The organism is Pedobacter foliorum, assembly GCF_013266735.1.
Taxonomy (GTDB): domain Bacteria; phylum Bacteroidota; class Bacteroidia; order Sphingobacteriales; family Sphingobacteriaceae; genus Pedobacter; species Pedobacter foliorum.
On sequence record NZ_JABSNU010000001.1, the window covers coordinates 519,848 to 539,776 of the forward strand.

Here is a 19,929-nt window from a genome sequence, read left to right on the forward strand (position 1 = left end):
TTATTGGTTTAATTGCATAAATTCCTGGACGATTTGAGCGACATCGTCGTTGATTTTTAGAAAGTTTGTTAGCAGGATCTGTTCCTTATTCTCCCCGAAATCGTAGAATGTTGGCAGCTCGGGGTAGTTTTGCTCTTCAATTTTGAGTGCTTCGGTATCCAGATTGATGCGGCAATGAATGGCGGAAGTTTCAAACTGACCATCATAATGTTCCTGAGGCTCTGCGGCAATCAGGCCGACCATTTCACCGGTATTGAGGGAGGCGATCTTACCGGCAGGGATTAGGGATTCCATCTTTTCGTTTAAGGAGGTACTGGTTTTGTTACGGTCAATACTGAGGTTTTCACTAAGTTGTTTAGACTTACCAAAGAGCCGTTCCAGCCAATCAAGGGTGTCTTTATGACGGACTGAACCCGAAAGGATGTTGCCAACAACAGAAGTAATGACGGCAGCGGTATCTTTACCGTATTGCTGTTGGAGCATGGGGAGTTCCTGCAGGCCGAGCACTACAGCGAATTTCATACTCCGGGCAGTGGAAATCACGTTTTCTATCTTGTGGCAGTAAAGTGTAGGGGCCTCATCGATGATGAGCCCACAGGGAAGATTACCTCTGCTGTTCATCAGACGGGTCATGCGGTTGACAATGCCGGTGAAACAGGCAGCGGTAATGTTCTGCGTATTTGGGTTACTGGCCAGGACCAATACTCCCGGTTCATCAGGGTCAGAGATCTTAAGGTTAAAATCATCACCTGAAAAGACCCAGAAGGTCTCTTTGGTCGCCAGACGGCTGATGAAAATCTTCAGGGTACCGATCTGCCCCTCCAATTGATCGAAAGCCTTCGCCTGGTAAGCACTGCGAAAAGGAGAAAGCAGTGAGGTCAGTTCAGGCTCCGTAAAAAGGGTCTTAAAGATCTCCTCATAACTGCGGTTAAGAAAGGCAAGCACATGCGGGAAAGTAGAGTATTGCCCCTTTTTATACTTGCTGAAAAAATAGATACAGGCAGATAAAAAGTTAATGGCAGACTGGGTAAAGAACTGATCGGAACCACCGGACTTATCTCCTTTTTTCATGGCCTCCACCAATGCCTCAGCAGTTTCATAGGCATCTGCCAGCGTACCCAGCCATTCCGGTCTCAAGAGGTTGATCCTTCTGCTGTTCTCCGGCTGAGTAGGATTGATGACATGGAAAGTATAGTTCAGACACTTGCCCTGCTGTTTGGCCAACAGGAAATGATAGTACAGGATCTTACCCAAATCAGGATATTTAAAATCAAAGACACACAGGCAAAAACCCTTAGCCATCAGTTGACGGATCATTGGATTGATGAAACTGAAACTCTTACCCGATCCAGGGGTACCAATGACCAGGCAGGAGCGGTAGATGTTGCAAAGATTCACCCAGCCATCATGCACCTTGCCCTTATGATAGAACTGCATCGGGATGTTTACAGAACTCGGTGTATCGATCTTTTTGGTGGCCTGCATAAAGCTTTCCTGCTCAGTATTCCATTTGTCTGATCCCAGCCCGGAACGGATCATTTTGGAGATGTTGTCCAGCGAAAGACTCAGCACCAGTGCGCCCAGTAAAGAGCTAAGCCCGTAGGCCAGGTTGTACCAGGAAGTCCAAGCGAAGACTAGGGCAGAAGGACGGTTGTAGCACCAGAGGCTGCCAAAGAAAAGGAGCAAACCAATGGTTAAAGGGTAAAGGACCTGTGTTTTTGGATCCAGATCCACCTTCTTTTTCGAAAGTGTACCTATACTCACCAGGCAGATCAAGGTCAGGGTAGCAAACTTGCTGTAGTTCAATTTATGGTATATCGGAATTAAGCTGAGCCGATCGACCACATACGAAAAAAGCCCCAGAAAGGGGGCTTTTGCATAAACGAAGATCATGATTTCAGTGAGGACCATCAGGTAAATGGTACATTGAAGGAAACCATGAAGTTTCTGGATTTCTCTGGATTCTTCCATAGTATTTATTGATGATTATAGGTTGGACGGCTGCCATTGGTGGTCTTCCGTGATGATTAATTCCTATTGGAGCTGAGTGATCAATGGGATGTTTACGCAAGGCTAAGCTTTCGGCGATCATCGCCGAAAGCTTTACCACAAGCAAATAAAGGAGGATGATTTATAAAGTCTTCATCTCCCATGTCCCTGGAATAGAAAAAGTAATTTGAACTACAAAACAGATAAATTATCTTTAGGATGGCTTAGGACCTTCAAAATGACAACAGAACAATTCTTTCAAAAGATCAGAACTTACACCGAACTGACCACAGCAGCGGAAAGCGCCTGGTTAAAACTACTCAGAGAAAAGACCTATCAAAAAGGCGATCACTTTATCACCATAGGACAAATCCCTAAAAAGGTTGCATTTGTGACAAAGGGACTATTTGCGCAACAGTACCTCAACGAAAGTGGCGAAACCATCATAAAATACTTTTTCCCGGAAGGCAGAATTGCCGGTTCAATTCCTGCAACACTAATGCAATCAGAAAGCCTATTTGACATCATAGCGTTCGAAGAAACAACTGTTCTTGAGTATAATTTTATCGAATTCAAAAAACTGGTCTCTAGCTATCGTGACATTGCTGATTTTTATATTTGTTACTTAGAACGGCACTGGGTTGTTGATAAAGAACCTTATGAAGTTTCGCTACGCAGCGATGTGGCGAAAATCCGTTATGCTGATTTCCTGCGGAAGTACCCCGATCTTGTGAAGCGGCTAAAGAAACATCAGATTGCAGCCTATCTGGGCATTACCCCAACACAATTGAGCCGAATTTTTGGATATAGTAAATAAATTTGATTTCTCAACATTTGTAAAGGTTTTTCGTTTTTAGGGTCTTCATCTTTGTATCATTAACCATGTAAATGCAAAGAAAATGAAACAAGTATTTATCAATTTAGCCGTAAAAGACGTTGAAAGATCAATGCACTTTTACACCCAACTTGGGTTTACGGTCAACCCACAGTTTTCAGACGATCAGGCGAAATGTATGATATGGTCTGAGGGAATTTTCCTGATGATCATGAGCCACGAAAAATTCGGGTCCTTTACCAGCAAACCGATTGCCGATACAAAAAGCAGCATCGCCGCATTGTTTGCCCTGTCCGTTGAAAGTGTAGACCAAATCAATGACACGGTAGAAAAAGGATTAAATGCCGGAGGTACAGAACCAATGCCGATGATGGACTATGGCTTTATGCAATTGCGAAAAATCGAAGACTATGACGGTCATACCTGGGAGGTGTTTTTTATGGATATGGCTAAAATACCCAATCAGGAATGCCCTTAAAGAAGGGCCAGGATTAACAAAAGGCGTTCAAAATAGACGCCTTTTGTTACATTTGATTCATCCATTTATCAGGACTAAACATCACCTCTGGCAGAAATGCGATGCATTTTCAAAGGGTATCCGCGTCTAACAGCTCCTTGTATTTTATTTTCAAGGGAAGAACTCTTCCACTGATCTGCTTTTCACTGAGCTCAACCTTAAGCACTTTATGGCCTGGGAAGCTGAACTTTTTAAAGGCGAAGACATTGCGGTAGTTTTTATGGAAACTATGCTGAGTGTAAAGGATAAACTCCGGTTTGAGTTCAATAGACTGAACAGTGGAGGCTTTAGTCACCTTTTCATCCGCTACTTTGAAGCGGATTTCATCAGGATCATATTTTAGGTTGGTGTTGTTGGTATAGCTCAGGTCAATAAAGATGTAATCCCCAATGGCAGCAATGTGATTGATGTTGCCTTTAATACCAAACGCCGAGCTTTGTGCAATATTGGTTTCGGACTTTTTAAACAGCAAGCCGGTGGCGTAGGACTTGAGCTGATGCTGGCTAAAACCCTGGGATTGAATGTCCAGTGGTTTGGTATGCTCCGGCAGGATCTCCATTTGACTGGGGTACTCCTTATTAAGCGGATTGGGAATAGCAGTAACGCGGTATTGGGCAATGAAAGTTTCACCGGCTATGGTGATTATAGCATCAACTGAATCAGCTATCCCTTTGCTTTTAATGGAGTCAGCAACCAGCTTGATGCGCAACACATTATGGATGGGGATATCACCCACAATGGCCTTACTGGAGATGTCGACATATTGAATGGGCTCCGGGGATAGGAAATGAAAAGTTGCCGAACCAGGCAAGGTGATTAAGGGTAGCTTTTGGGCGTAAGTAGACAGGGCTGTGAAAATGAATACAGCCATGCAGCAAATGCAGTTTTTTATCATAATGAAATCTTAGTATCAGTTTGTTTTTTTAATAGTTTTTTTGAGCATGCTGAAGGGCTTCAGGGTCGATCAGGTAGATATACGAGTTGTACTTGATTTTGGCTTTATTTTTACGGATCAGGTTTGCAATGGCAGAAGAAGTACTCTGAAAGACCTTATCAATACTGCTCATCAGGAATTGATTGGCACCCGTACTGTTACCCTGCAGATTTACCCCCTGCATGGAATTGCCCCCAAGATCCTTGGTAAACTCACGAAATGCAGACTCAGGAACATAGAGCCCTGGTAAACCATCGGTATCATACAGCTCAAGCTTTACCGGTAATATTTTACCGGATAAAAATATCGACTGAACCCTCAGCGTTACCCGCTGATCTCCAAAACCAGAGACCAGGGCAAAGAGGTAAGTCCCTTTCTGAACCAGCGTCTGTCCAACCCAGATGTCTTCCAGCAAGCGAAGCCGAATCCTTGAACCGGAATAACCCGTTACATTTTCATCAATAATTGCAGTAATGAATTCTTCCTTTTTTCCAGGCAACATCGTATTGAATACAGAGCTGGAATTCAAACCCTTATGTATCTCAAGTTTAACTTGCTGTTTACCATGCTCAGCTGCTTTCTCTTCCGCCAAAAGTCGCTGTTGCTGAGCCTTGTACTCAGGATCAGAGGCTTTGTTGACGCTGTCCACATAAGCCATTTGCGCTTTAAACAAGTCCATAGGATCTTTCTCTTTTGCAGGAACCTGCGTAGTAGGATGAACCGGAGGGCTATCGTATGGAGGAACATAGGGAGCAGCATTCCCGGAACCATTTTGAATACCGGCCAATGCTTTTGCTAGGTCCTGATCCTGCTGCGCCAAGCGGCTTAATCGCTGCTGCCCCGGCGTGATACCATTGAGCGGAGGGAAGGAAGGAGGAAGGCTACCTGCAAAACCCTGCCTGACCAGGTGATCGATGGAGTCCAGATGGGCATTGTCATCAATAGGGTTTACAGCCGTGTTGCCATCAGCCTGTTTGTACTGCTGGTTGAACGCTTCGAGCTTGTCGTCAAATGCACTTTTCTGAACCGCCGTTGACGCCGTTCCGATCTGATCCTGGATACCAGGTTTATCTTTAGTTTCAGGAACACGATCAGCAGTGTTTAGTTTGTACACGTAGAATCCCAGGCAAATAAAGGGCAGCAAAATAATGGGGATAATGTACCTGGGCTGATTGAAATTAATGCGGTTGAGTAGATTTTTCATGTGGGATGGATAACTGATGTAAGCGGTCAATTGCTTTCCCTAAGTACAGGCTGTCGGCCTTAGTCAGGGTATCTTTTGCGATTAAGGTTTCGATTTGCGCTTTTAACTGGATGCTTTCTTTAAGGGCGGTCCCTGTTTCAAGTATCCTACCGAATCCATCGCTGACCGGGCTGACCGTTACATTCGCGGATACACCCGGCTTTTGCTCCCGATGGCGCAAGATGGTAAAGGAAAGTACCATAGATGCAGCTAAAAACAGCAGCATCAGGGTATACACCAGATTGGGGTTCCTATTCAAAAAGCCGGTAATGGAAAAAGCGATCCTGTCGAGGTAGACTGCAAATTCTTTTTGGAGCTCACTAAAGAGCGTGTCTTTCGGGTCTCTGTTAGAGTGGATTTTTCTGAACATTTTCGAGGTCTTTGTTTTCTATTGTTTTCCAACCCGTGATCAGCAGGCCATGGGGATTGTTGTCACTACGAGGGATGTCTTTGAGAAAACCTTCGGTAATCAGCGAACGGAGTAATGTGGCACTCCTGCGGTCTATTCTAATTTTACCATAATACCTGAAATACCGGCGCGGAACATCCAGGGCTATAGAATCCGTTTCCAAAGTAAGTACCGAGCTCGAAGATAAAATGGAATTGAAATAACCCCGTTCTTTTAAATTATTCAATTGATTGATCCCGGATTCATCAATCAGGTACATGGCCTTTTTCATCTGATACTGGATGTACTGGTCATCCGGAGTGAGCGAAAAGAAAAAAGAATGGAACAAATCAATATGTGCACGGTATTCCGCAGGCCGGTTGAGCTGCATGTCCGTTTGCCTTGCCAGTATGGGGACACTGTGATCAAGGATATAAATGCTTTGCCTTGCACTGACAACCTGCTTATAGGCAGAGATTAAGGCAAAAGCAGCAATTAAAATGGAAACCAGTAAGCTCCCGATAGCGACCAGGGAAGCCAGACGGATTTTGCTTTCGATACTTTTAATCAACATAAAATAAAGTGTAGAAGGTGAGGGAGAAGTGTTTACAGCAATTTACCACCGACTTTCTTGCTGAAAGCAAGAACAGTCGTGGAGCCGCGGCCAAAGCTGGAAGCTGCTGAGCTGATGCCTGAAGTGGAGATGATCCAGGTAGAGATACTGGGAACAGTGAACATACAAATGGCACCTATGAGAAACACGATGATGACTGTACCAAAGGACAGGATTCCATTACCGGTAAAGATGGCCATTTTAGCCAGCGCAGCATCAGTACCATCCGGACCGAGCAGCTCCTTGTATTTACTGATTTCAGAGCTCATCGCGTATTTCTGCATCAAGGCCATCAGGTACATGATCAGATAGGCGATACCGGTATACAGGTTTACCGAAATGAACCTGGCTACCCAGGTACTGAAACTATCACGGAAAGCAGGCAAGATACTGGCAGCAACAGCAAAAGGACCCAAGATGATCAGGATACTGGAATAGATGATCTGAAGAAGGAAAACCACATAGACCGCAATACGCAGGATCCAGATGCCAATAAGTTCCAGCAATTGAGTGAGCAGTAACTGTATCCCGATGCTCATGCGGTTCTTGAGTTCGATCAACGGAGTCACCACAGTTGAGATGCCCTCCTTAACCGTACTGGTGACCGAATCCCAGGCCTGCTCATACCAGGTATTGGATTCCTTTTCAGCAACCTCAGTCTGAGCCTGAAAGGCGTATAGGGCATTGGCTACCTTGTACATGTAATCCGCACGCGCAAACCGGAGGTTATTGACGTTGTTTTGCTCAGTCTTGAACATCTCCTCAGTCTTTATCGCCACCAGATCAGTTGGGAAAGCCACCATTTTCACAAAAGCACCCCACCAGAGAATGACCATGGCGAGGCCAAAGGGACGCAGCAGGGGCATCACCTCCAGTTTTTTATCGCCAGCCATCAGCTCATAGCTTTTGATGGCAAAGAAAATGATCATAAAGATCGCAGACAATGCTTTCGCATCCGTGATGAACAGGTCAAAATGCGTCCAGATGGAATCTTTTAAACCTTTTAAGAAGGTCATCATCCCTTCGTCGTAAACACCATTGCCCTGCAGGAATTCAAGGGATTTTTTGTAATCAGGGCCTGAGGTTTGCGCATGGGCCATACCAAGCCCGACGAGCAGCAGAAATACGGTCAGTTTTAGTTTATTCATAAGTCTGGATAAATTGGATTTGCCCTGAAAAATATGGGCATAAAAAAACCGGATCATTGTCCCGGTCAAAAAATATAGCTATGGTTTTCTATTAGAGGTGCTTTTCAGCAAAGCCCTCCAAAGAGCTGGAATGTGATCATAAAGAAGAAAACTAATACTTACGCGTTCTTAAAACTTCTTTGGCAATCTCCACATCCGAACCGGGTGTCCAGGAATCAATACTGACCTGACCCGATTTCATTTTCTGCTGCTGAGCACTTAACTTCAGGTTCCTTTGGGCATTAGCAGTTCTGGTTGCCCAGGTTGCTTCCAATTGCCGGTATTCCTGCAATAGGCGATGGTAGGCAAGGATCCTAGATCCGCGATCCATATTGGCCGTTCTCGCCCCGTTTACACGTTCTTTCAGCAGTTCTATTTGATCCACATACCAACCGTACAAACCTTCAGCAATCACCTTGCTGCGTACAGCAGCAGGTAAGGCTGAAAGGACAGTAGCAGGATCAGATTCCAGTACAGCGCGGAGCTCCTTACTGTAGTATAAAATCCAAAGCGGATCGGCAGCAGAAACCAAACCACTAAAACCAGCGATTTCCAGAAGCGCTGTATTTCTCAGGGTATCCGCTTCCAGTTTATAACTGTTGCTGGTCGTATTCATCAAACCAGTTAAACCCAGACGCTGTGTCTGTGGCCCCCAGGCACTCAATGGCCTGCGATCAGTTTTGGGATAGTTCGGATGTAATCCCCAGGTCAGCCAGTAGTAAGGATTGATGCCCAACCAACCAGATCCCGGTTCAAATTTACCGCGGTCCCATTGTTTGAACACCATACGTTCCTGTTGGTAGCGCATGGCCTTGTCTTCAATAGCAAGCTGCGCATAGACCGACTGAGTAATGCCGGCTATGATCAATAGCACAATTGTCTTTTTTTGTTTTGAATTCATAGTAAATAATTAGAATGAAATAGCATTGATGAAGTAAATTGTTTTATTTATTTTTAGTGAAAAACCTGATCATGGTAAGTAAACTAGTGTCAGACAAACCGCCTGGCGAAAACAAAAAGGTAGCACAGCAATCCAGCAAACAAGGAGATTGGATACAGCGGTCATGGACGAACTTTGATAAGATCGCATCGGTAAGAACCGGCATCAGTAAAGACAGTCTGGTTTCCTTCAAACAAGCTATTGATATTGACTATGATCAGTTGTCCTTTGTACTGGGAACCACTAAAAACACTTTGCATAAAAAACAGGGACCGGAAACTTTTGGACCCTCAATCAGTGAGAAATTGATCGCCTTAATGGATGTCTACCGTTTCGGATATCAGGTTTTTACTGACCATGAAAAATTCAATAAATGGGTTCAGACCGCTAACCGGGCATTGGGCAACCGCATTCCATTAGCCATTATGGACACCATCTTTGGGATTGACGAAGTCAACAGCATCATTGGCAGAATTCAACACGGAGTTTTATAAAAACCCAATTGCCAACAACGCATTAACCAGGAGATTTAATTGATCACGGTAAAACTGGACGCGCTTACCGCAGTCTGACTATTGATCATTACCTTTAATTTATTGGTCCCTGAACCAATGATACGAGGGACGGTAAACTTGATCGTATTTTCATTGACTTCGTCAGCAGGGGCATAACCGGTTCCAAGGTCGATACTGACACCAAAATCAGACCTGAAGTTAGCGCCCTTAATGGTGACCTGTGTACCCGGACCTCCTGAGGATGGAGAGAAGGAAGTAATCAATGGCCCCTTCACCACAAATACTCCCGGCACAGGGATTTTCTGACCCCCGACCATTTCCACGAGGGCTTTCAGTTCCGTTCCGTGGTCAGCCAGTGGAGCTGCAACAAGCACATCTGTATTGGAGACGGCCGTACCCTTAATTCTTTGATCCCCGAAATGGACAAAATACTCCTGAAACCTGTTGAAGGTCCCCTTAATGGTAAGCTCAGTTAAAGGAAAGCCCGTAGCCGGTGAAAGTGAAAACATCTGGTAAGGCTTAACCGTCAGCTGCTGGGGCATGGTAATGGTAAAAGGACCACTGATAAAAGACACCGGATAGGTTCCTGGTTCCAGATGCGGGGGAATGGAAGCAGTCACATCCCCATTATAAAGAGCCGCAGATGCTGTTGCATTACCCACTTTCATCGTAGCATAGTGAAATGGCGTTGCTAAAGGAAAGTTTGTCCCCTTAAAGGTAATCAGTTCAAAGGCCAGTGCTGAAGTCGGGGTCATGGATGTAATCACAGGTGGGGTATATGTGAATTCACCCGGAAGCTCAACTTCAACCCCGTTTATTTTTGCAGCAACTTTCACTTTAACCAGATTTGATTCCAGTGCAGTGGCCGTAAACTCCTGATAGGCGAAAGTATAAGTCTTAACACCCCCAACCAAGATCTCAATTCCATCCGAAGAACTGAAACCAGCCGGCAGATTCTCTCCTGTAAAGTGAAGAACAGTATTGGTCGGCCCGGACTTGGGACTGAAATCCTTAAAAGTAGCCAGGATCGTAAAGTCACCTTGAGCAGGAGTCAGCTGCCCGTCGGTGTTGATGTCAATACCTACGCCTTCACCGTGTCTGACAGGAAGTCCTGGAGGGACTTCAACCACAATCTTTTTATCCGTAGCGGAGATAATTTTTGCTTCGATCTGGTTGAAACGCACCTTGAGCAGCTTCGTCGCAGAGGCGAAAAAATCTCCATCCAGGGTGATCCGGTCACCGATCTTTCCCTGTCTTGGGCTGATACCCCTGGAAACCAGATAGGGCATGGCGACACGCAGCCGCTCTCCATACACCGTTCCAAATTCATTGGTAAAATAAGCTTTTGCATACAAATATCCCCGGTCATTGACGCCAAATCCAGGATTCAGGCCCTCAATTTCTGCCGTAAACTCACCCGCCTGAGCAGCACTTCCAAGAGAAATGGTCTTCATCGTCGGCCCATCAAAATAACCCCTGACATCATAGAGGAAACCATAATCAAGAATTTTGATTCTACCCTTGCTGCTCAGGTTCCCTTTTAAGGTAACCCTGGTCGGGGTAATCGGCACAATGGCAGTGGTAGTCACCTGCGGAAGGTTGTCCTCCTCCAGGGATTTGTCTTTTTTACAAGCAGAAAATAGCAGTACAAGGCTGACTGAAAATAAAATGGAGTATTTCAAAAAAGCATTCCAGACGAAAGGAGTAGCCTTCGGACGAATTGAATTGAACATGTGGAGAATGGCGTAACTTAAACAGACCCAAATATAAGTAATTCAGGAAATTATTTTACTACTTCAGGTATTTGGAGTCCCTGATAATCGACTCAACCAGTTGCCGGTCCTGAGCAATAAAGTTTTCAAAGGGACTAACAGAACGAAGGATTCCCCGTTCCCTTGCCCAGTACATGGCCTTCCATGCCCCATAAGCCAGGGAAACCAGTAGCTGCAACTCCTGAGTGATTTTACGCAAAAGCTGATCCCGACTATTGTAATCAGCCAGTACATTGCTGCCTTCTTTAAGCACAAAACCGGATACTTCAGTAAGCAGGCGAACCGACCGGGCTTTCATCTGGTTCGTGAAATCTTCCGCAAACAACAACAGGTAAGGTTCTGATCTCCCCATTTGGACCATTTGATTGCTGTAGTTAATCAGGTCAGCTACCGTATTTCCCAGCTGCAAAACAGCCCGTCCGTTTTTTAAAGCAGAATTTACGTTAGACAAGCCATCATAAATAATCGCCTGAGCAGTCAGCACGGTACCCACATTGAGATTTATGGTCTGAAGATTCTGATCGATCTTCTCCAGGTACTGATTGTGGTTGAGCTCTGCGGCCTGCCTAACCAGGGCGTTTTCGTTGACTGTTTGAAAGTGTTTTCTGTCAAAGACCACACGCTGGGCGTCTGCCTCGGTCATGAGTCCTGCAGCGATCAGCAGAGTGACCAGAGATCTGGAAGCGTTCCTGCACATCATTTCAAAAATTTGGCGTTCTGGATAATCTCCTCCACCAGCTGTTTATCCGTATCGAGGTAAGCCGCAAAAGGATTTAAGGAGCGGAGTCCGGTTGCCGTACTGCTGTAAGCCATGTTTCCAGCCAGATTTGCGGATAAAGACTGAATCCCGTTCAACTCCGCCAACACATAATCAAACAAGATCCTGCGATCTGCAGCCTTCATCTGGTTTACCGCGCCGATACTGGCGCACAGACCCATCAGGTAGTGGAGTAGCGAACGCGCTTTAGCCAAAAATTCTTTCTCCGCTTGAAAAGCAATACCCAACAAAACAGGATTGCGATAGGCAAGCTCATAAATTGCAGTCTGGTTACGGACAATCTGGTCCAGCATACGAGCAGCCCTGATACCGATATCCGCTACCTGAATAACCATCCCCAACACATGATAGCGATCCTGCAAGTCCCGGTACCTGGTTTTCAGTTTTGCGAGTAAGGTTTTATTGGCCTGTTCATTTGCCGTACTGACCGCCTGCCGGTCACGTGCCTTGTTCTGTAAATTGTATTCAGATTTAGAATCTGCAACAAGCTGGTGCAGACCAGCAATGTTGAGGGCCTTCTTTTGGGCCTGTACGGAAGACAGTGGGAGTAGACCCCAAAGTAAAATCCGTACCAGCTGAAAAATTAATGGTGTTTTCATAGCTGTTCTTTTGAGTAATGAAGATTAGTAATTACTTTTAAGGAAGGATATTTGCCAGGATCTTGTCCAGCGTAGGAGAAATCAGACCAGGACACTAAATGAAACACATCATCAATGAAATTTAAATTAACGCTGCTCTTAGTATGCCTTTGTTATTTTGCAAAAGCACAGAAAACCATCCGTCTGGATGATGTTGACCAAAAGGATACCATCAACACCGAGCGGGCCGTGATTTACGGGACATTTGTCCAGCGGCTTAACGCCATGACCAGTGGAGGACTCAATCAGGAAATCTATCTGAGGGACACTGCTACCCAGGAGCTTTATGTTTTTCGGGCCAAACCACTGTTTAAATCCGCAAAACAGCATAATTTCATTTTCTTTATCAAACCCGGGACATATGCCATTGTGGAATACATGTATCAAAAAAGTACCTGGTATGGTTTTAAGCAGTTCGAACAACAAATAAGAAAACCTGAAGGCAGTCTTTATTTGTTTACCCTAGCACCCGGCAGTATAAATGAATTGGGCACCTGGCATTTTGAGAAGGAGAAGGTCTCCTTTGAAAATACCGCTGAAGCGGTAAATGAAAAGTTAAAGCAAACTTACCAGAAATTGGATTTCACAAAGACCGTTCAGAATATCCCCAGATAAAGGAGTTATTTCTTTAAGTATTTAGCTTGACGGATCACATCACCAGCGATTTGAACATCCATACTGATCCAATTGCTCCAGGGATTCAGCGACTTCCAGATGCCCTGCATTTTTGCCCAGTACATGGCTCTATGCATGCCATAAGCAATACCACGAAGAATGCGAAGTTCAGCAGCAATGTGATTGAGTAGTTTAGCCCTTTCACCGGAATCCATCAGGTTTTTTGGTCCACCATGCAACACAAAGCCGCCGACCTCTAAAGCCAGATTAGTGGCACGGGTTTTAAACTCACGCGCACCTTCCTCAGCAAACAACAAAAGCAGGGGATTAGATCGGGCGATAGAAACGGTTTGCCCGACATCATTGATGATGTCAATGCCAATGTCGGCGATCTCCTGAATGGTCGTCAGGCTGTGGATGACTCCTGCAACTTCACTTAAACCTCTAAAAATGCGGTCCTGCAGTTCATTGACCATAACCAATTGACCGCTTACCGCCAATTGACCCCTTTGGATCAGCGTCAAATTGTTATTCGTTCGGTTCAACTGCCCATCAATGGCTGCACTATGGGTATAGATGGCGGCAGAAACCGCTGGATCAATGTACAGGGTTTGGGAGAAACCCTGTAGCTGAGCATTCAACAACAGGAGTATCATTAGGATAAAATATTTACACATTTGATTGGTTTTTTTAACAGAGAAAGCTGTATCTTAACTCTAGCTTTAATTAATAATTAAAAAATATGAAACGCCTCTCCAAATGCTACGGCATCTTTTTGCTCCTAGCGCTGAGTTTTAATCTATATGCCCAAGACTCAGCTAAACCCTTTGTCGAAGCAGATTCCACGATCATCGATTTAAACCGACCATTCTATGGAAACGTCAAAATCCCGAAATTTCCAGGACAGGAGTATGGAATACAAGGATACATTATGAATCAATTCCATTTTACGCAGAAAGAAATCAATAACGGAGCAAAAGGAGAGGTAAACATCTGGATCTATATCGAGCGGGACGGAACCATTTCCCAAACCCGGTTTGAGAAGAACACCAATCCGGATTTTGGAGAGCGGGTCCGTAACCTGCTGCTCCATGCACCTAAATATACTCCAGGAACAAAAGACGGAAAACCGGCAAGATTCAAGGTGAAGCTGGTCCAGAAATTTGAGTCGAAACGGGCGAATTAAGCTCCAGAGAGCTCCTGCGGTTAACCTGCGAAACAAACTGCCCCAATGGCAGTCCGCTGCTGTGAAAATCAGCTACAAAAGCATCCAGACCAGCCGGATAAGCACCATAATGGCGGACATATCGCTCAACCGCATTCTTTTCAGGTTTTTCAGTGGTATAGGTCAGGTATTGCGCGAGACTTACCTCGACACCATACACCTCACCAATAGCACCCCGCTTGATGTACACCTCTTTGAATTTACCACGACCAGCTTTATTGTCGAGTTGATTGATGGTAAAGATCTTTCTGCGTTCAGTTTCACTTAAAGACAGCAAGGCAGCAATCTGATCGTAATTGTCTTTGAACTTACGCTGATCCAGTAGAATGATGGTGTCGGAATTACTAAGGATGCTGTCCTTTACCGTTTCATTCCCCAGAATATCGGCCAGTTCCTGCGTTACGACAATCGCCTCACCATAGAACTTACGGACAGTTTTATACATAAACACCAGGTATCCTGCCATCAGGGGCGAGGCGATCGCCTTCCAGGCTTCCTCAATGATTAACGCCTTACGTCGATCCTCCCGCAAGCGCATTTTCTGAAGAAAGACATCCATAATGATCAAAGTAACGATGGGGAACAAGACCTTAGACTCCTTGATGTTGTCAATTTCGAACACAATAAAAGGAGCAGTAAAAAGCGATTGATCCACTTGCTGATTTAAAATGGTGTCGTATTGCCCACCTTTATAAAACTTCTTCAGCACAAAACGGAATTCCTCCAGATCAAAACTAATCTGTTCGCTGCGCTTGATTTCCGGAATTTTCAGCAATGCAAACTCGTAAAAGGAATTAAAACCCAAACCAGCCTGATCCAGACCTACAGCAGCACTGCCATCTAAAGCAAAATGATGGGCATAGTAAGCAGAAATGACCAGGGCAATGACATCGTTTTCGATTTGACTGACTGTCCCTGCAGCACCCCGCCAAAGTAAAGCGATTAAGGTAACCAGGAAATCCTTCTTTTCGATGTTGTATTCCCCTTCAGTAATGGTAAAAGGATTCATGGTAATGGGACACTCTTCCGTATAGGTAATGTATTTACCACCAAAGTACTGACACAAACCAGAATAACTATGGCCCGTATCTACAATCACCACATCCATATTGGACAGCATGTACTGCTCCACCAGGTTGTTGATGAAATACGATTTGCCGCTTCCACTAGGGTCCCAGGCAGAACCTGGACCTATTGGTCATGCGCCCGGTATCCATCATCAGATCTGAAAGGTCAATCCCAAGGGGCGTTCCCTGGCGATCGGTAAAACGAATCAAAAAATCCGAAGGATCATCCCTAGGTAGGGACTCCTTATACAAAAAACAAAGGGCAGCATCACCCGTAGTCAGGAACCAGTCATAAGGTTTGAGTTCCACGCCATTGCCAGGAATCGCAGTACGAAACAGTTCCAGCTGGTTGTATGCATTGCTGGAAGGCGTGATACCCAGGTTAAACAATTCGCTTTCTATAAAATTACATGCCCCCTGAAGCAGGTCATTTTCTGCAGAAACCAGGATATTGAAATGCGCATTGACCAATAGCTGATTGTCGCGGGCCACATCATTCAAAAGCAGGTCAATGTCCTCCACACAAATGGCATTGGCAGGATCAGGAATCCCCGAATGCCGTTTCCGTTTTAAAGCAAGTTTACGAAGCGTCAGCGATTGATCCGGAATTTCGATGAGCTGGTTGTACAGGATGCATCGGTAACCCGGGGTTTTGGTCAAAAAAGACAACAAGTCCACAGGGAATCCACGGGTGGCGTCATTCCCAGTAAGCACCGTATTGGCTGCAATCTCAGAAGGGAGATCAATGGTATCTATGTCAATCAGACTGATGCTGCGCAATGAACTGGTACCCATTTTTATTTCTGTATCTGCCACAGCCAGGTTATTCAATGAAAAAGCCCCCTCGCTAAAGTTCATCGACAGGATACGTTTGAGGAGCATCCGAATTTCTTTCTCATGGAGTATTTCCGGTTTTGCACCCGCCGAAGAAAGAATGGCCATCACTTTATCAATATTCTGTTTAAAGGCATTTAAGCTTTTGGGATCATACTGATAAAAAGCACCTTTCTTTACTCCCCGGGTGATGCACAGGTAAGTTTGGAGATTCAGCACCTGACGACCGGCAAAATGCCGGTTGTACTGATCCTGCAGGTATTCCGCTGCAGGCCGGTAAGGATACAGGCAATTGGATAGGACATCCTGTTTCTGGATGAGGTAGCCACTACCTAATACCTTGATGATGTTGTTAAACAGGTTATGGAACTCAAGGTAAGCTTCAGCTGATCCTGCATACTGAAGAACCGGGTTGTTCATTTTGATCACCACAGAAAACTCACCATTGAGCCCGTAGAGTAAATCAAAATCAGGCTGAGGAGCAATGCCCAGGTAGGGCATTTTGAATTCATTCTTTTTTGTCATAGATAGGATACTTAATGGTTGAAGCGAACAGGTAATGACCTGAGGAGCGGGTTTTGTGGTGTAAACCATTCTTTTGCAGCTTCGCGGTATAGGCCAAACCACCAAGCATGATGATCACCAGTACCAGCACACCCGCCAGCATGCTGAGGGTTGCCATCACAATGGCACCAAATACTAATCCCAGGAGTAAGGAAGCAATACCCCAATAGATGAATTTACCACGGAAGCCTTTGTACTCCAGGGGCTTTTGTAGCCCCTTGTAAATGTTGTAGCTCTGCTGCATTACAGACCGAAGAACGCTTTAACAATCAGTGAGGACAGGACCAGAAAGAGACAGGAGCCTACCCAGCCCATGAGCTCCTTGTTGATGTCCTGATCACCAGAGTTCCATTTGGAATAAACCCGTAAGCCCCCAACTAGACCAACAATACCGCCAATCACCAGGGTCGCAGTGGTCACCGGACCAATGTAAGTTTTAAGAGTAGTTGTGGCCGTATTTAAACCATTTACCCCACTTTGAGCCAAAGCAGCGGTTTGGGTTAAGGCGAAAATAACAGCCATAACCAACATGTTTTTAAGGATTTGCATTTGATACCTAAAGAATAAATGTAATACTGCAGCCCAAATAGGCTGAACATAGAAGAAGACGGCTAAATGCCAAAGAGACCACGAAGAAATGGTCCCATAAGGATGACGAACAACGCAGCAAGAAACCAGGCCGCCACTTCGGCAGTAAACTGGTTTTTGCCCATTTGCAGGTTGTGATAAATGCGTACCGCACCACAAATCCCCAGTAAAGTTGCCAGCACTAAGGTGGCATCAAAAGCGGAGAAGAAGGAAGTCCTAAAGGAAGCGTTTGCCTGCTGCATTTCCGCAATACCAGGTTGACCCTGGCAATGAAAACTCAGGGTGATCAAGGGCAGTAGCATCGCATAAACTAACAAACGAAAGCCCTGCAAGCACTTGGGAACAATAAATATTTTCATAGATTAGGCTGTTATTAGCTAAAACTTATTTTTTATGAGAGGAATGGTCATTGGAAGAGACTGTGGGAATTCAACCAGAAAACTGTTTTTACAGGAATTTTACCTGGCAATTTACCAGGGAGAATCAGACTTTGTCGGCGCTCATTTACACGAACAGATCAGATGGGAGTTTCCAGGGATCAGCTTTGAAGACAAGGCAAGTTGTCTGAAATACCTGAGGAAATACCACTCGGTAAAAATAGCAGAACTCAGCATCTTAAAAATCATCACCCATGGACCAGAGGCCGTGGTCCTTGGCACAATCAGCAGGGAAGATGGTATGGACTACCAGTTCTGTGATGTATTCACCTTTGTCAGTGCCGGAAAATCAGCGATTAAATCAATCTCCAGTTTTCAGAAATAGGCTGACAAAACACATCGGAGCATAAGGATATTTCAGCTCATCCCACAGAATAGGATTCCGGTAAATTCGATGGTAAACCAGTAAATACCAGGATTGAACCGGCTTGCCATTTTACCCTGACCAGCAATTAAGGTGATTAGAAACTCACAGAGCGGGTATACTCAATCGCATCTTTACGAGCGAGCTCGAACAACGCTTTCAGCGAAATACCTCCCAGACCCACAGATGGGGGAACAGGTACGGAATCAACAGGTCTGCCGGTAAAATCCTCCATACTGACCTTTTCAGGTTCGTTGGTTTCAGAAAATGTGAGGACCGGCAGGTCATCCGAATGGGCAGGAGTACCCGAACGGATAGGATCCAGTACAATGATGGAAAAATAATAGAGCGCATAAAGCGCCCCGAGCCAGGCAATAAAAGAAATCCAATTCATCATACTAAGTTTTAATAATGGTTTAATAAAAGTGTTAATTCAAAGCGGGGGTGTTTCCCCAGTGCTACAGCAGAAGCTGATCAGCAGATAATTTCAGCCCAGAGATACTAGTCATCATTTAATTCCCCTGCAGACAAGTCCTCCAACAGAAAGGACAAGTACCTGGTAAAAAGCTGATCCATTACCCGCCGGACCAGGGGCAGTACAATTTCCGGGGTATGAAGAGTATTTACCCACTGAAAATCGATCCAGTCCGGCAGGCCATAAGTCACCAGACCAAATTTCCCCAGCTGCCGGTCAACCTCCTGCAGCGTATCATCACTCAAATTAGCCATCATGCGGTTAGGAATATAAGCCAGCTCCAGTTCAGGATTGATTTTTTGTAGCACCACTGAAAACAAAACCGTAGATCCGAAACTAAACTCATCATAGCAAAAGGGACAGAGTACCAGATCTGCCGAGCTAACGACCGGAATCAGTCCATCCTCATCTAGTCTACCAGGAAGATCAATCAAGGTCAGCTCCTCAGGATTCAGATGGAGCGCCGGCAGTAGTGTAGGAAAATCTTCCAGGCTTGCCGAGCGGACCTCATAAGGTTCCTTATTTTCCAGCAGTTTTGCCTTCTGGTATTGCTGCACAATAGACTGTTGAGGATCCAGATCCAGCACGGTAACCTTACAATACCGAAGCTGAGTCAGGTAGTTCGCCAATAGCAAGGTAAAAGTGCTTTTCCCCACACCACCTTTCTGATTTCCGATTAAGATGATCATCAAAAAATATTTAAAATGAATTGCTAAAAATCTAGGTATTGATTAGTTTGCAGTAAAATTAACGCCATGAGAAGATACATGATCCTGCTGATGCTGTGCTTTGCGAGCAGTTACAGCTATGCCCAGGATACCATCGCCATTAAGCGCGACGCACTCAAGCTGATGAACGCATTAAAGCAAAGTGATTATGCTACTTTTGCTGATTATACCCATCCCAATGTCCACAATATCATGGGAGGTAAAGAAAAAATGATTGAGGCCACAAAATCCGCCATGGACCAAGCCGCAAGCAAAGGAATGAATTTTCGGGCCGCCACCCTCGGAGCAGTCGGAAAGTTTATTCCCTCAGGAAACGAAATCTATTGCACGATCCCAGATACCATCGTCATGAACTACGAAGGTGGCTATGCCGATGTACCCTCGACTTTATTAGGGATCAGTGCTGATCAGGGAAAAAACTGGACATTTATCTCCACAGGTACTTACCCCAGGGAAACCATTATTAAATTTTTCCCGAATCTTCCCAAAGACATTGTTATTGCACCACAAGGTCGTATCAGAGTCCATAAGGATTAATCAAAAAAGAATTTTGATCATCGCCTGTTGTTCCTTTTCTGCCGCCTGCGACCATGGATCGGCTCCTCATCGATGTCATCAGCGATACTGATACCACCTTTCTGGTTCCCGATGAAGATGATCCTAATGAAAATGTCAGGATTTTA

The 19,929-nt window shown here is 45.0% G+C and carries 25 protein-coding genes; 7 read left to right on the top strand and 18 right to left on the bottom strand.

Annotated elements, in window-relative coordinates; translation table 11 throughout:
- Nucleotides 1-1,971, bottom strand: coding sequence for a type IV secretion system DNA-binding domain-containing protein (locus tag HQN83_RS02350; RefSeq protein ID WP_173088208.1), 1,971 nt, complete (start codon nucleotides 1,969-1,971; stop codon nucleotides 1-3).
- A gap of 256 nt (nucleotides 1,972-2,227) precedes the next feature.
- Here HQN83_RS02350 and HQN83_RS02355 point away from each other — a divergent pair, with 256 nt between their 5' ends.
- Together HQN83_RS02355 and HQN83_RS02360 are read left to right on the top strand one after the other, a co-directional pair.
- A complete protein-coding gene (locus HQN83_RS02355; protein ID WP_173088210.1) occupies nucleotides 2,228-2,806 on the top strand; it encodes a Crp/Fnr family transcriptional regulator in 579 nt (192 codons plus the stop codon).
- Between the two features lie 82 nt (nucleotides 2,807-2,888).
- The gene (locus tag HQN83_RS02360) at nucleotides 2,889-3,302 is read left to right on the top strand and encodes a VOC family protein (RefSeq protein WP_173088213.1); all 414 of its coding nucleotides are present in this window, start codon (nucleotides 2,889-2,891) and stop codon (nucleotides 3,300-3,302) included.
- A gap of 109 nt (nucleotides 3,303-3,411) precedes the next feature.
- Here the strand turns inward: HQN83_RS02360 and HQN83_RS02365 are convergent, their stop codons facing one another.
- From HQN83_RS02365 to HQN83_RS02390, 6 genes are all read right to left on the bottom strand, one after another.
- Nucleotides 3,412-4,212: a DUF4138 domain-containing protein gene (locus tag HQN83_RS02365; protein WP_173088215.1), complete on the bottom strand. Its 801-nt coding sequence runs from the start codon at nucleotides 4,210-4,212 to the stop codon at nucleotides 3,412-3,414.
- Nucleotides 4,213-4,264: 52 nt separating this feature from the next.
- Nucleotides 4,265-5,479 carry a conjugative transposon protein TraM gene (locus HQN83_RS02370; RefSeq protein ID WP_173088217.1) on the bottom strand — a complete coding sequence of 405 codons (1,215 nt, stop codon included), beginning with the start codon at nucleotides 5,477-5,479 and terminating at the stop codon, nucleotides 4,265-4,267.
- The gene (locus HQN83_RS02375) at nucleotides 5,454-5,888 is read right to left on the bottom strand and encodes a hypothetical protein (protein ID WP_173088219.1); all 435 of its coding nucleotides are present in this window, start codon (nucleotides 5,886-5,888) and stop codon (nucleotides 5,454-5,456) included. The genes HQN83_RS02370 and HQN83_RS02375 overlap by 26 nt, the downstream gene beginning before the upstream one ends.
- Nucleotides 5,866-6,480, bottom strand: a complete 615-nt coding sequence (gene traK, locus HQN83_RS02380; protein WP_173088221.1) for a conjugative transposon protein TraK — start codon at nucleotides 6,478-6,480, stop codon at nucleotides 5,866-5,868. The genes HQN83_RS02375 and traK overlap by 23 nt, the downstream gene beginning before the upstream one ends.
- 32 nt (nucleotides 6,481-6,512) lie before the next feature.
- Nucleotides 6,513-7,667, bottom strand: a complete 1,155-nt coding sequence (locus tag HQN83_RS02385) for a plasmid transfer protein (protein WP_173088223.1) — start codon at nucleotides 7,665-7,667, stop codon at nucleotides 6,513-6,515.
- 151 nt (nucleotides 7,668-7,818) lie between these two features.
- Complete coding sequence (locus HQN83_RS02390; RefSeq protein ID WP_246254181.1) at nucleotides 7,819-8,607, bottom strand: hypothetical protein; 789 nt, start codon at nucleotides 8,605-8,607, stop codon at nucleotides 7,819-7,821.
- Between the two features lie 71 nt (nucleotides 8,608-8,678).
- On the opposite strand from HQN83_RS02390, the gene parS reads away from it, so the two are divergent.
- Complete coding sequence (parS, locus tag HQN83_RS02395) at nucleotides 8,679-9,140, top strand: type II RES/Xre toxin-antitoxin system antitoxin (RefSeq protein WP_173088225.1); 462 nt, start codon at nucleotides 8,679-8,681, stop codon at nucleotides 9,138-9,140.
- Between the two features lie 35 nt (nucleotides 9,141-9,175).
- On the opposite strand, the gene HQN83_RS02400 is transcribed toward parS, so the two are convergent.
- From HQN83_RS02400 to HQN83_RS02410, 3 genes are read right to left on the bottom strand one after another with little or no spacing between them, the layout of a single operon-like run.
- Entirely contained in the window at nucleotides 9,176-10,894 is a 1,719-nt protein-coding gene (locus HQN83_RS02400; protein ID WP_173088227.1) for an IPT/TIG domain-containing protein, read from the bottom strand.
- A 58-nt stretch (nucleotides 10,895-10,952) separates the two neighbouring features.
- Complete coding sequence (locus tag HQN83_RS02405; protein WP_173088229.1) at nucleotides 10,953-11,576, bottom strand: hypothetical protein; 624 nt, start codon at nucleotides 11,574-11,576, stop codon at nucleotides 10,953-10,955.
- A 53-nt stretch (nucleotides 11,577-11,629) separates the two neighbouring features.
- On the bottom strand, nucleotides 11,630-12,310 hold the full coding sequence (locus tag HQN83_RS02410; RefSeq protein WP_173088231.1) for a hypothetical protein: 681 nt from the start codon (nucleotides 12,308-12,310) through the stop codon (nucleotides 11,630-11,632).
- Nucleotides 12,311-12,424: 114 nt separating this feature from the next.
- Between HQN83_RS02410 and HQN83_RS02415 the strand changes: the two genes are divergently transcribed.
- Nucleotides 12,425-12,964: a hypothetical protein gene (locus tag HQN83_RS02415; protein WP_173088233.1), complete on the top strand. Its 540-nt coding sequence runs from the start codon at nucleotides 12,425-12,427 to the stop codon at nucleotides 12,962-12,964.
- A gap of 5 nt (nucleotides 12,965-12,969) precedes the next feature.
- Here the strand turns inward: HQN83_RS02415 and HQN83_RS02420 are convergent, their stop codons facing one another.
- Nucleotides 12,970-13,620: a hypothetical protein gene (locus HQN83_RS02420; protein WP_173088235.1), complete on the bottom strand. Its 651-nt coding sequence runs from the start codon at nucleotides 13,618-13,620 to the stop codon at nucleotides 12,970-12,972.
- Between the two features lie 275 nt (nucleotides 13,621-13,895).
- Between HQN83_RS02420 and HQN83_RS02425 the strand changes: the two genes are divergently transcribed.
- Nucleotides 13,896-14,150 (top strand): energy transducer TonB, encoded by a 255-nt coding sequence (locus tag HQN83_RS02425; RefSeq protein ID WP_173088237.1) that lies wholly within the window; start codon nucleotides 13,896-13,898, stop codon nucleotides 14,148-14,150.
- On the opposite strand, the gene HQN83_RS25240 is transcribed toward HQN83_RS02425, so the two are convergent.
- The 5 genes from HQN83_RS25240 to HQN83_RS02445 all read right to left on the bottom strand — a co-directional run bounded on the left by HQN83_RS25240 (nucleotide 14,104) and on the right by HQN83_RS02445 (nucleotide 17,601).
- Complete coding sequence (locus tag HQN83_RS25240; RefSeq protein WP_317172485.1) at nucleotides 14,104-15,321, bottom strand: TraG family conjugative transposon ATPase; 1,218 nt, start codon at nucleotides 15,319-15,321, stop codon at nucleotides 14,104-14,106. The genes HQN83_RS02425 and HQN83_RS25240 overlap by 47 nt on opposite strands.
- A gap of 34 nt (nucleotides 15,322-15,355) precedes the next feature.
- Complete coding sequence (locus HQN83_RS25245; protein WP_246254184.1) at nucleotides 15,356-16,615, bottom strand: hypothetical protein; 1,260 nt, start codon at nucleotides 16,613-16,615, stop codon at nucleotides 15,356-15,358.
- Nucleotides 16,599-16,898, bottom strand: coding sequence for a plasmid transfer protein (locus tag HQN83_RS02435; protein WP_173088239.1), 300 nt, complete (start codon nucleotides 16,896-16,898; stop codon nucleotides 16,599-16,601). Before HQN83_RS02435 ends, HQN83_RS25245 begins: the two co-directional genes overlap by 17 nt.
- Nucleotides 16,898-17,176, bottom strand: coding sequence for a DUF4134 domain-containing protein (locus HQN83_RS02440; protein ID WP_246254187.1), 279 nt, complete (start codon nucleotides 17,174-17,176; stop codon nucleotides 16,898-16,900). The genes HQN83_RS02435 and HQN83_RS02440 overlap by 1 nt, the downstream gene beginning before the upstream one ends.
- An 89-nt stretch (nucleotides 17,177-17,265) precedes the next feature.
- Nucleotides 17,266-17,601: a DUF4134 family protein gene (locus tag HQN83_RS02445; protein WP_246254190.1), complete on the bottom strand. Its 336-nt coding sequence runs from the start codon at nucleotides 17,599-17,601 to the stop codon at nucleotides 17,266-17,268.
- A gap of 34 nt (nucleotides 17,602-17,635) precedes the next feature.
- On the opposite strand from HQN83_RS02445, the gene HQN83_RS02450 reads away from it, so the two are divergent.
- On the top strand, nucleotides 17,636-18,004 hold the full coding sequence (locus HQN83_RS02450; RefSeq protein ID WP_173088243.1) for a nuclear transport factor 2 family protein: 369 nt from the start codon (nucleotides 17,636-17,638) through the stop codon (nucleotides 18,002-18,004).
- 136 nt (nucleotides 18,005-18,140) lie between these two features.
- Here the strand turns inward: HQN83_RS02450 and HQN83_RS02455 are convergent, their stop codons facing one another.
- Together HQN83_RS02455 and HQN83_RS02460 are read right to left on the bottom strand one after the other, a co-directional pair.
- Nucleotides 18,141-18,440 (bottom strand): hypothetical protein, encoded by a 300-nt coding sequence (locus tag HQN83_RS02455; protein WP_173088245.1) that lies wholly within the window; start codon nucleotides 18,438-18,440, stop codon nucleotides 18,141-18,143.
- A 104-nt stretch (nucleotides 18,441-18,544) separates the two neighbouring features.
- Nucleotides 18,545-19,207: a ParA family protein gene (locus tag HQN83_RS02460; protein ID WP_173088247.1), complete on the bottom strand. Its 663-nt coding sequence runs from the start codon at nucleotides 19,205-19,207 to the stop codon at nucleotides 18,545-18,547.
- Nucleotides 19,208-19,273: 66 nt separating this feature from the next.
- Here HQN83_RS02460 and HQN83_RS02465 point away from each other — a divergent pair, with 66 nt between their 5' ends.
- A complete protein-coding gene (locus tag HQN83_RS02465) occupies nucleotides 19,274-19,783 on the top strand; it encodes a hypothetical protein (protein ID WP_173088249.1) in 510 nt (169 codons plus the stop codon).
- Nucleotides 19,784-19,929 lie beyond the last annotated feature (146 nt).